We start from the raw sequence: 11948 nt of genomic DNA on the forward strand, positions 1-11948 counted from the left end.
GGTGCTGCTACCTATGCGAGCCTTGCGGCTTCGTACTTTTATAATAAAGTTAAAATCGTTGGTGTGGTTGGCGAAGACTTCCATTCGGCTGATATTAAGAGCTTTAATGATCACGGAATAGATACGGAAGGACTGCAGATTAAAAAAGGTGAGAAGTCTTTTTTCTGGTCTGGCAAATATCATAACGATATGAACAGCCGTGATACTCTTATTACTGAGCTGAATGTTCTGGCAGATTTTGATCCGATCATTCCGGAGAGCTATCAGGACTGTGAGTACCTAATGTTGGGCAATCTTACCCCGCAAGTTCAGCAAACTGTGATCAGCCGACTTAAAAAACGTCCTAAATTGATCGTTTTAGATACGATGGACTTCTGGATGGACATCGCTTTGGATGATCTTTTAGCAGTAATAAACAATGTTGACGTATTAACAATCAATGATGCGGAGGCACGTCAGCTTTCAGGTGAATATTCTTTAGTTAAAGCTGCCAATAAGATTCTTAAAATGGGCCCTAAGTATTTGATCATTAAAAAAGGGGAACACGGTGCTTTGTTGTTTCATGAAGATTTAATTTTCTCTGCTCCGGCATTGCCTTTGGCAGAAGTATTCGATCCAACTGGTGCTGGCGATACTTTCGCTGGTGGATTTATCGGATATCTGGCGCAAGTAGGTACTATTAATTTCGCAAGCATGAAGAACGCCATCATCTATGGTTCTGCATTAGCGTCTTTCTGCGTTGAGAAGTTTGGAACGGATAAGATCAAGGATCTGACTAAAGAGCAGATTGCTAAAAGAGTAGATCAGTTTGTGCATCTGAGTAGTTTTGTGATCGAGAAATAGAATAGGATTATTGTCTGGAATGGGATTTTGTCTGGAATAGGATTCATAGGATGATAGGATTAAAGGATTAGGATGGATAGGATGATAGGATTCATAGGATGATATGATTCATAGGATTATGACGCATAGGCGGGAAGGTTAAACAAATACATAATAGGTGGCTAAATAGCCGCCTATTTTTATTTGCAGACATTTTATGTTGGGATCATATTCATCGTGTTGGTAATTGTCATAACCCCAATTTGTCATCTGATTGCCAAGAGGGTGTATAAAGTGAGCTTTGGTAATCACCTTGCCGCTATGCAACAGAATATTGAGGAACTTGAAACGGAAAAGTAATACGTTCCACTATTTCCTATTGCATAGTCTTGATTAAGGAATAAACATTCCGTACATTAAAGATGCAATATGAAACAGTTAAAAGTAATAATCACCGGCGCTACCGGCATGGTAGGCGAGGGTGTGCTTCTTCATTGCCTGCAGAGCGATGAGATCGCACAGGTACTGATGATCAACCGTAAGCCCTATGACTTATCTCATCCCAAGCTAAAAGAGCTCCTTGTTAGCGATTTCAACAAACTAGCGGATTACGACAGCCAGCTTACAGGATTTGACGGCTGCTTCTATTGTGCAGGCGTGAGCTCGGTGGGGAAGAACGAAGCCGACTACACCCGCATTACTTACGATACCACCCTAAGTTTTGCGAAAGTATTATACGCCATCAATCCTGATTTGGTGTTTAATTTCGTTACCGGCGCCCACACCAAAACAACCGGTTCACAGATGTGGCAGCGGGTCAAGGGCCGTACTGAAGATGCCTTGATGGCTCTCGGATTCAAAGGACAGTATAACTTCCGCCCAGGATTTATGGAACCGGTAAAAGGGCAGAAAAATGTACGTTGGTTCTTTAAGCCGTTTATTGCCATTCTTCCTCATTTGATTCCTAAGCAATCTCTTACACTTGACGAGGTGGGGCAGGCGATGATTAATACGATTACGAAGGGGTATGAGAAGCGGGTGCTGGAGATTGGGGATGTTAAAGTTCTGGCATCTTAATCTTCTGCCCTGTACTACCAGCTTCGACCTAACTGATACTTAACATTAAATTAATACGTTCATAACTTCATCCTAACACTAACTTAACATTTTTGTAACCGTGAGGGATAATTAACAATTTTTTAACATTGCGGTTTTATGAGTGGTTTTAGAAATTTATCCATTTTATGTTTGTGTGTTTTTAGTGCATCATCCTTATTTGCCCAGCCAGACAGCCTATTGAAAAAAGATACCGTCATTCAACAGAAGTGGTACGATGCGATTAGTGTCCGGGGGTATATTCAGGTCAGATATAATCGTTTACTGGAGACTAATCCATTATTGAAAAATGAACAGGGCGATAAGAGCTGGGGCGAAAATGGAGGCTTCTTCCTTCGAAGGATGCGATTAATTTTTTCAGGTCAGATTAATAAGAGGGTATATTTCTATCTACAGCCTGATTTTGCAAGCTCTGTTTCATCAGGCAATCTGCATTTTGGACAGCTTAGAGACGCCTACCTTGACCTCGGTTTCGATAAAAAAAATGAATTCCGCATAAGGATCGGACAAAGTAAAATTCCGTATGGTTTTGAAAACATGCAGTCAAGTCAGAACCGACTTCCACTAGACAGAGCGGATGGGACAAATAGCGCCATGGCCAATGAGCGAGACCTGGGCGCATTTTTTTACTGGGCTCCCGATAGGGTTAGGAAGCAATATGCCATGCTTGTAAAAGCCGGGCTTAAAGGCTCAGGTGACTACGGGGTCGTCGGATTTGGCGCGTTTAACGGGCAAACTGCAAATAAACCTGAGGCCAATAACACCAGGCACTGGGTAGGTCGGATAAGCTATCCGTTTAACTCAGGCAAGCAAATTTTTGAGACCTCACTGCAAGGATACAGCGGAAAATATAAGCTGGAAGAGGCGCAGATGAGCAGTGGTGTAAAAGTAAATTCAACACGAAATTACACCGACCAGCGTTTGGCGGGTACTTTTGTGCTGTATCCGCAGCCCTTTGGTATACAGGCAGAATATAATATTGGGCGCGGTCCTGCTTTTAACAAGCAAACTGATTCTGTGGAACTCAGTAAATTGAGCGGCGGATACATCACGCTTTCCTATTTAAACAGGATTAGTAAACAGCTTATCATCCCTTTTGCACGCGCACATTATTATGATGGAGGGAAGAAACATGAACTTGATGCCCGTAAATATCACGTAAGGGAACTCGAAATTGGTGTGGAATGGCAGCCTGTGCCGCAGTTTGAGCTGGTTTGCCACTATACCATGTCACGACGACGTTTTGAAGATTATGTTCTTCGGGATAATCTCCAGTCGGGGAGACTTCTGAGGATTCAGGCACAGGTTAATTTTTGAGGAATGCGAGTGCGAGCCCTGATGTTGAAAGTGATTTGCAAAACGCCTATTTTACCGGAAAGTGCGCGAAGGATTTCGCAACGGATGCAAAGTATTAGCCCCGTTGCTTGTTGGGCCTGCCTTTAGGATTATTCTTTCCGCCCTCTGCGCCTGCCTGCTGGTAGACAGTTGTACTTTGCGCTCTTGGCAGTTAAATTCGTGGAATATGTGATAACAGTTCCAAATTTAATTCCCGCACAAAACCCGCAAATTCCCCACCATTTTACCAAGTGCTTCCTTAGCACTGTCTTAACCCTTCCTTAACCCTGTCTAAGCCCTGAGATAAGATAGAAGAATTACTGCAATAGTTTGCGGTTTTAAAATGTAAGTGTATGGTATTTGCGGTATTCTTCGACGGCAATTTCGATAGTATAATCCAGGATTTACCAGTTCCTTACAGCTCTTGGAGAGACAAGAATTCTGGTAAATTTTGCCTGCTTGCAATGATCAGTAAAGGCTGTTTAACTATCTCATTTACAATGGCTGAAAATTAATTGATCGACTTATTCTCGTTCCTCTTTCGCTTCCCAGAGTTCAGCATTCTTAATGTCGAGTTTCCTTGCATTAAACACCGGCTCTTCCACCCCAGCCTTCCGTTGCTGTTCATAATCCCTAAACGCTTTAATAGCAGGTTTACGAAGCAGAATGATGGCAACCAGGTTAAGCCAGGCCATGATTCCTACCCCAATATCGCCTAGTGTCCAGGCGGCCTCGGCAGTCTTAACTGAACCGTAAAACACAGAAGCCAGAATTAGGAACCTTAAGGCCCATATGACGCCTTTGCTTCCTTTTTCATACAGATAACTCAAATTGGTTTCTGCAATGTAATAGTAAGCCATGATAGTCGTGAAGGCAAAGAATAGGAGGGATACGGCAACAAATCCTGCCCCCAGCGTGGGGAAATGGGTATTGACAGCAAACTGGGTATACTCCGCGCCAATCAGCGCACCAGGAATATTTTCTACAATGAATCCTCCATCGGGATTGATCACATTATACTGACCTGTGCTCAAAATCATGAAGGCGGTTGCGCTGCATACGAAAAGCGTATCCACATATACAGAAAACGCCTGCACCAGGCCCTGCTTCACCGGATGGTTTACTTCAGCGGCTGCTGCGGCATGCGGAGCTGTGCCCTGGCCAGCCTCATTGGAATAGATTCCTCTCTTTACACCCCAGGATATCGCCAAACCAAATACACCGCCAAATGCCTGTTCCAGGCCAAAGGCAGATTTGATGATCAGAGAAAACATAGCAGGAACTTGTTCAATATTAACAGCCATGATGATCAGGGAAACAAGAATATACGCCCCCGCCATAAACGGAACCACAATTTCCGCTACTTTCCCAATACGCTTAACGCCACCGAAGATGATCAGGCCCAGTAAAATGACTATTCCTAAACCGGTGTACATCACCGGCACGTCAAAGGCATTCTGCATGCTTAGCGCGATGCTATTGCTCTGAACTCCAGGCAATAAAAAAGCGGTACTTAATATGGTTGCCACGGCGAATAAAACCGCATACCATTTAATACCCAGTCCATTTTCGATATAATAAGATGGCCCGCCACGATATTGTCCGTCGTGCACTTCCTTGTAGATTTGCCCCAGGGTAGCCTCTATGAATGCAGATGCGCTTCCTAAAAAGGCGATTAACCACATCCAGAAAATAGCCCCGGGACCGCCCATGGCGATCGCGGTAGCAACACCTGCGATATTACCGGTTCCTATTCGCCCGGAAATGGCGATAGAGAATGCCTGAAATGAACTTACACCTTTTGCGGAAGCTTTGCCCTTAAACAAAAGGTCGATCATATGCCTGAAATACCTGACCTGGACAAATCGGGTAACAATAGAAAAATATACCCCTGCGGCAATGCATAAAACGATCAGTGCATTACTCCATACCAGATTATTTATATCACCAATGATGTTTTCCATATATCTAAAAGAATGTTTTAATTATTCTCAATCTCGCTGCTGATGAAGGCCAGCTCCTCTACGGTCAGTTCTTTTCCTTCTTTGTTCTGCCATCTTCCGTTCTTGTGCCTCTGTATTATCGATATGAGGCAACCCTCTTTTATTAAATGGAATTCAGAATAATCTGTCTGTTGTTCAGCAAACACATCGAGCCTGTTACAGTCCTCAAAAGACTGCGGGCATTCGATTTCAAAAGAAGTCATATCTATGAGAGCGTTAATTTTCAATGATAGCAAAATAAATTTTACGGAGATAGAGGAATTCTAAAAAAAGCTAAAACTTTTTCTGCTACAAGGCAATAATCCCGGAAGGAAATTCGTTGCAATCGGTTTTTCTGACTTTCAATACCCTCAGGGGGTATATGGAAATGCTAATTAGATTTAATTCTTTGTTATGCCCTGACCTTTAGCGGAAGCTGGAAACAAAAAACGGAACCTTTACCGGGCTCGCTCTCACCCCATATTTTACCATGGTGCAAGCGGATAATTTCGGAGCATAGGTAAAGACCGATACCAAAGCCGGGGATTTGCTCGGTATGTTTATTTTCGACACGGAAATATCGCTCAAAAAGTTTAGCCATATCTGCCGGTGCAATACCGAAACCTTCGTCTTTAACCCTAACCTCGGCCATTTCGTCTTTAATTTCAGTAGTGATTTCAATTAAGACTTCCCCGGGGGAATATTTTATAGCATTAGAAACGAGATTAATCAGCACCTGCTCGATTTTGTCAGGATCAGCCTGTATTTCGATTGTCTCTTTTGGAGTAAATGTAATTGTGCGGCCCGGGTTAAGAAGCCTTATCTCTTCGAGTTCCGCTTCGATCAATTTATTTAATTCAAAATCTTTTAAGTTAAGATTGATATTGCCCGATTCCACCTGGTTGAGGCTTAGGAAGCCATTGATTAAAGTACCCATCTTTTTTACCTGGCGCTCCATTTTAGCTAAAGCCCCTACGGTAAAATGGTCCTTTTTTTTCCTTGCCCAGGCGTGCAGGATTTGAACATAAGCCCTTAAAGAACTGAGGGGTGTTCGCAGCTCATGGCTTACCATGCCTATAAACTTGTTTTTACGCAGCTCATTCTGTTTCTGCTCAGTGATATCCATCATCACCCCGGCGATATGTGTTAATTTACCTTCCGGATCCTTGTATAGTCCCCCAACAGCTTTTACCCATCGTAACTTTCGGTCAGGCAGGCCTGTAACGGAGAAATCAACATGATAGGGTTTGCCGGTCTTGAAGGTTTCTTCTAAACTTACTGCAATCTTTCCCCGGTGCTTTTCGGTAACAAACGTCAAAGCAGCTTCAAAAGGGAGTTCCTGGCCTGCTTCATATCCAAATAATTCTTTTACCCGAGCGGAGCTAATAAATACACGAGTGGCTTCGTCAATAAGCCAGGTGCCTACATTTGCCGCTTCGATGGCTATTCTCGGTGCATCTAATATTTGATACTGGGTGATAACTTCCTGCCGGTGGGAGTCACTAATAATCTTTTCTGGAACAGGGTTTTGCATTTTCTTCTAAGGATCCCTCAAATATACAATAAGTTATACAAAATGCTTTTTATGCATGAATTGTGTGATGGTGACGATTATGACACCACATTTAAACACATTCATTATTTATTTCAACAGGCTTGGTAATACTAATATTTTTAGCATTATCTTTGTATTGCTTTTCATCATGAGTGTACTAGAGACAAAGAAGGACTTAATTAATAAGCTGCAAAAGAGCATTTTGCTGATGCAGGGCTATACGCCCCCGGTATCAGATGCGGCAGATTCCTTTGGCCTTGGCCCTATTGAGGAAGCTTTTCCTAATTCAGTTTTCCCTACCGGGGCCATCCATGAATTTCTGAGTATTGGGCCTGAGCAGTCGGCCGCTAATGGAGGTTTTATAGGCGGCCTCCTTAATCATCTCATGCAGAATGGGGGTGCCTGTTTGTGGATTAGTATGCGGCGTACGCTTTTCCCTCCCTCTTTAAAAATATTCGGTGTTGAACCCGATCAGATGATCTTTATCGACCTTAAACGTGAGCGGGATGTATTGTGGGCGATGGAAGAGGCCTTGAAATGCAAAGGCCTGGCCGCTGTCATAGGGGAGGTGGAAGAAATAAGCTTTACCCACACCCGCCGCTTGCAATTGGCAGCTGAACAAAGCCGCGTAACCGGTTTCGTTCTACGCAGCGATCCTAAAAAGCTAAGCGCCACCGCCTGTGTGGCCCGATGGAATATTACCCAATTGCCAAGTGAATTGGAAAATGGCATGCCGGGTGTTGGCTTTCCGCGATGGAATGTAGAATTATTAAAAGTTCGCAACGGGAACCCGGGTACCTGGAAAGTAGAATGGTCGGGAGGCCGATTTAAGTCGCTTGCTGAACAAACCGAAGTTATTGTATCCTCACAAAGCTTAAAAGCCGGATAATATGCAAAAGCGTTTTGTCACCATTTGGTTCCGTCATTTGCTGACGGATTGGCTCAGCCTCCGCCGGCCTGAACTGCGTGATATACCTTTCGTCATTGTAATTAAAGATCATGGGAGGCAGCTGATAACCGCTTCTAATAGCCTCGCTGAAACCGAAGGGATTGTCCCGGGAATGCTTGCTGCCGATGCCAGGGCTATTATTCCTTCTTTGGAAATTATTGATGACATCCCCGGCAAGGGAAATAAACTGCTAAAGGGTTTGGGCGAATGGTGTATACGTTATACTCCGCTTATTGCCGTAGATCCACCTAATGGGGTCATTCTTGACATTACGGGCTGTGCACACCTGTGGGGTGGGGAAAGAGAATACCTGAGAGAAATAGTCACGCGTCTGCGAAGCAAAGGCTATGATGTCAGGGCTGCCATGGCCGACACGATCGGTGGGGCATGGGCCGTGTCCCGATACGGAAAAGTAAAACCTATTATTGAGAGTAAGGGTCATTCCGATGCTTTACTCTCCTTGCCCCCTGCTGCTCTCCGGCTCGAATTACAAGTATTGGAGCGTTTGCAGAAACTGGGGTTTCGGACTATCAGCAGCTTTATGAGTATACCCCGCTCTGTTCTTCGAAGGCGCTTTGGGGCTCTTTTGCTACAGCGTTTGGATCAGGCTCTGGGAAATGAGGAGGAACCCATCCAAAGCTTGCTACCGGTAGAACCTTATCAGGAACGCTTAGCAAGCATGGAGCCCATCAGAACTGCCACTGGAATCGAAATCGCGCTCAGAACATTACTCGAAATGCTGTGTAAACGCTTGCATCAGGAAGGAAAGGGAGTTCGCACGGCTATATTTAAAGGATACCGAATTGATGGGAAAGTGGTGCAGATGGATATTGGAACCAATCTGGCATCGCATACCGTGCAGCATCTGTATAAGTTATTTGAACTAAAGATATCGACTCTCGAGCCTGCCCTGGGGATTGAGCTGTTTGTTCTTGAAGCCCCTAAAGTAGAAGATATCCCGCCTCAGCAGGAAGCTTTATGGGCGGGCAAACCAGGGCTGGAGGATGTAACACTGGCAGAACTGCTCGACAGGCTGGCGGGCAAGGTGGGTCCTGATAAAATCCACCGCTATCTGCCAGATGAGCATTATTGGCCTGAACGGTCGGTACGGATTTCTTCTTCTATAAAGGATAAGCCTTCCATACGCTGGCGGAGTGATAAACCCCGTCCGGTTCAGCTATTAGCCCGTCCCGAACAGATCGAGGTAACGGCTCCTATACCGGATTATCCTCCCATGCTTTTTCGTTATAAAGAAAAGGTCCATCATGTGAAGAAGGCGGATGGCCCTGAGCGTATAGAGCGGGAATGGTGGCTGGAGAGCGGGCAGCACCGCGATTATTATTATGTGGAGGACCAGAATGGGCAGCGCTACTGGCTATTTCGCTCCGGGCATTATAATGGGGATGGTTCTAACGAATGGTTTATACATGGATTCTTTGCCTGATGAGCTACGTCGAATTACAAGTAACAAGCAATTTTAGTTTCCTGCAGGGTGCATCGCATCCGGAGGAATTGGTTGAGCAAGCGGCTCTTTATGGATATAAAGCCATTGCCCTGACGGATCGTAATACTTTGGCGGGGATTGTTCGTGCCCATACCGCAGCTAAATTGAAAGACATTCGCTTGATTCCGGGCTGCCGGCTTGACCTCATTGATGGGCCCGGTTTACTGGCTTATCCAACCAATCAGGAGGCATATAGCCTGCTTTCGGGATTACTGACCCTGGGAAACCGAAGGGCTGAAAAGGGCCAGTGTTTTTTATATAAAGCAGATGTTTATGAGCATAGTAAGGGTATAAAATTTATTACCATTCCTCCGCCGGTTCTTACAGGAAATTTTGAATTTGAAGCTAACTATCTACATGAAATAAGGGAATATCGGGAAGCTTTCGGGACTGAACTCTACCTCGCTGCTGTTCGTTCCTATTTGGGAGATGATCAAAAACGATTTTATCGCCTTTCCCGTTTGTCAGCAGAAATGGGTGTCCAGCTTGTTGCTACAAACGATGTGTATTACCATGAACCTGCGCGGCGTGAACTGCAGGATGTACTGACCTGTGTCAGGGAAAAGTGTACAATCCAGTCCGCGGGTTTTCGCCTGCACCAGAATGCGGAGAGGCACCTTAAACCTATTGAAGAGATGCTTCGCCTGTTCCGGCAATATCCGGAGGCCATTGAGAATGCTATCGAAATTGCAGAGGCCTGCCAGTTCTCCCTCAGCAGCCTCAAATATGTATATCCTGAAGAGCTCACGACAGAAGGACGCACTCCCATGGAAGAGCTGCATGTTCTAACCTGGGAGGGTGCGAAGGAGAAATTTGGAGAAACGATTCCAAAGAAAGTGGAGGACCAGATTATTGAGGAACTGGCTTTTATGAAGAAGAAAGACCTGGCCAGCTATTTCCTTACGGTGCACGACTTTGTCCGTTTTGCAAGAAGCAGGAACATCCTTTGCCAGGGACGTGGCTCTGCTGCTAATTCGGTTGTGTGCTATTGCCTGGGAATCACTTCCGTGGATCCAACCAAATTCAAATTGCTTTTCGCCCGGTTTATGTCGGATGCCCGCGATGAACCACCTGATATTGATGTCGACTTTGAACATGAGCGCCGCGAAGAAGTGATACAGTATATTTATGAGAAGTATGGCCGCGACAGGGCTGCTATCGTCGCTACAGTTACTCAATTACATTTCAAAGGTGCTGTTCGGGATGTAGCGAAAGTAATGGGATTATCGGTCGACACGATTAACCGGATATCTGGTTCGGTTTGGCATCATTACGAAGTGTTTGATGATAAGCACCTAATTGAGCAGGGCTTTAATCCGCTGGATGCCCATTTACGGAAAACCCTTGAACTCACCAGCCAGATGATGGGCTTCCCAAGGCAGCTGGGTCAGCATACAGGAGGTTTTGTAATAACCCAGGGTAAGCTCTCCGATCTCTGCCCCATTATGAATGCCCGTATGGAAGACCGGACATGTATTGAATGGAATAAGGATGATATTGATGCGCTGGGCTTTTTGAAGGTCGATGTGCTGGCTTTAGGGATGCTTACCTGCATCCGCAAAGGATTTGATCTTGCTAAAAAGCATTATGACCGTGATTTTACTCTGGCAAATGTTCCGCAGGATGATCCGAAAGTGTATGATATGATAAGCCATGCGGACACGATCGGGGTTTTCCAGATTGAAAGCCGGGCTCAAATGTCTATGCTGCCGCGTCTGCGTCCCCAAACCTTTTATGACCTGGTGATAGAGGTCGCCATCGTTCGTCCGGGGCCCATTCAAGGCGACATGGTCCACCCTTATTTAAGAAGGCGCAATGGTAAGGAGCCGATTGAGTATCCCTCTGAAGAATTAAAAGCGATCCTGGGCCGGACCCTTGGCGTTCCATTATTCCAGGAACAGGCCATGGAGATCGCGATAGTAGCTGCGGGATTTACTCCCGCGGAAGCCGATGGGCTGCGGCGTAGCATGGCAACTTTTAAAGCCCATGGCCTGGTTAGTAAGTTCGAGAAAAAGCTTATAGATGGAATGACTTCCAAGGGCTACAAGCTTGAATATGCTCAGCGTGTATTTAAACAGCTCGAAGGTTTCGGTAGTTATGGCTTTCCTGAAAGCCATGCGGTGAGTTTTGCCTTGCTCGTGTATATCTCCTCCTGGATGAAATGTTATTATCCGGATGTCTTTGCGGCGGCCATCCTCAATAGTCTGCCGATGGGTTTTTACCAGCCTGCACAGCTCGTTATTGATGCCCGTAAGCATGGGGTTGAAGTCCGGCCGGTGGATATTAATTATTCCATGTGGGATAATATATTGGAAGAAAAGGCAGGACAATACTTTGCTTTGCGTCTGGGCTTCCGACAGATTAGCGGCCTTCGCCAGGATGATGCCGAAGCTTTGGCACTGGGTAGAAAGGGAAGCTTTAAGCAAATAGCAGAACTCCGGGATTCGGGTGTATCGCAGGCAGGGCTTGAGAAGCTGGCTGATGCGGATGCATTCAGGTCCCTAGGGCTGGATCGCCGGCAGGCTTTATGGGAGGTGTCTGCACTTTCGGATATGCCTCAGGCTTTGTTTGCGGGCCAGCCTTCAGAGAGTGTGACTGAAACTCAAATCTCGCTTCCGCTGATGCCTGCTTCAGAACATGTGATTCAGGATTATGCCACAACTTCTTTATCCCTGAAAGCTCATC

The 11948-nt window shown here is 45.4% G+C and carries 9 protein-coding genes; 6 read left to right on the forward strand and 3 right to left on the reverse strand.

Annotated features, from left to right (window positions below; genetic code table 11):
- The 3 genes from WBJ10_RS03895 to WBJ10_RS03905 form a co-directional block, all read left to right on the forward strand.
- On the forward strand, positions 1–843 hold an 843-nt coding region (locus WBJ10_RS03895), incomplete at its 5' end, for a PfkB family carbohydrate kinase (RefSeq protein ID WP_424288241.1).
- 408 nt (positions 844–1251) lie between these two features.
- Positions 1252–1899, forward strand: coding sequence for an NAD-dependent epimerase/dehydratase family protein (locus WBJ10_RS03900; protein WP_424288242.1), 648 nt, complete (start codon positions 1252–1254; stop codon positions 1897–1899).
- A 138-nt stretch (positions 1900–2037) separates the two neighbouring features.
- Positions 2038–3255, forward strand: coding sequence for a porin (locus WBJ10_RS03905; protein WP_424288243.1), 1218 nt, complete (start codon positions 2038–2040; stop codon positions 3253–3255).
- 542 nt (positions 3256–3797) lie between these two features.
- Here WBJ10_RS03905 and WBJ10_RS03910 read toward each other — a convergent pair.
- The 3 genes from WBJ10_RS03910 to WBJ10_RS03920 form a co-directional block, all read right to left on the reverse strand.
- Positions 3798–5237: an alanine/glycine:cation symporter family protein gene (locus WBJ10_RS03910; RefSeq protein WP_424288244.1), complete on the reverse strand. Its 1440-nt coding sequence runs from the start codon at positions 5235–5237 to the stop codon at positions 3798–3800.
- A 17-nt stretch (positions 5238–5254) separates the two neighbouring features.
- Positions 5255–5503 (reverse strand): hypothetical protein, encoded by a 249-nt coding sequence (locus WBJ10_RS03915; RefSeq protein ID WP_424288245.1) that lies wholly within the window; start codon positions 5501–5503, stop codon positions 5255–5257.
- A gap of 164 nt (positions 5504–5667) precedes the next feature.
- Entirely contained in the window at positions 5668–6789 is a 1122-nt protein-coding gene (locus WBJ10_RS03920) for a sensor histidine kinase (RefSeq protein WP_424288246.1), read from the reverse strand.
- A gap of 169 nt (positions 6790–6958) precedes the next feature.
- On the opposite strand from WBJ10_RS03920, the gene WBJ10_RS03925 reads away from it, so the two are divergent.
- The 3 genes from WBJ10_RS03925 to WBJ10_RS03935 all read left to right on the forward strand — a co-directional run.
- Complete coding sequence (locus WBJ10_RS03925; protein WP_424288247.1) at positions 6959–7699, forward strand: ImuA family protein; 741 nt, start codon at positions 6959–6961, stop codon at positions 7697–7699.
- Position 7700: 1 nt separating this feature from the next.
- On the forward strand, positions 7701–9203 hold the full coding sequence (locus WBJ10_RS03930; protein WP_424288248.1) for a Y-family DNA polymerase: 1503 nt from the start codon (positions 7701–7703) through the stop codon (positions 9201–9203).
- Positions 9203–11948: error-prone DNA polymerase (locus tag WBJ10_RS03935; protein ID WP_424288249.1), on the forward strand; the 2746-nt coding region annotated here is incomplete at its 3' end. The genes WBJ10_RS03930 and WBJ10_RS03935, both read left to right, overlap by 1 nt.

It is taken from the genome of Daejeonella sp. (assembly GCF_049655485.1).
Taxonomy (GTDB): domain Bacteria; phylum Bacteroidota; class Bacteroidia; order Sphingobacteriales; family Sphingobacteriaceae; genus Daejeonella.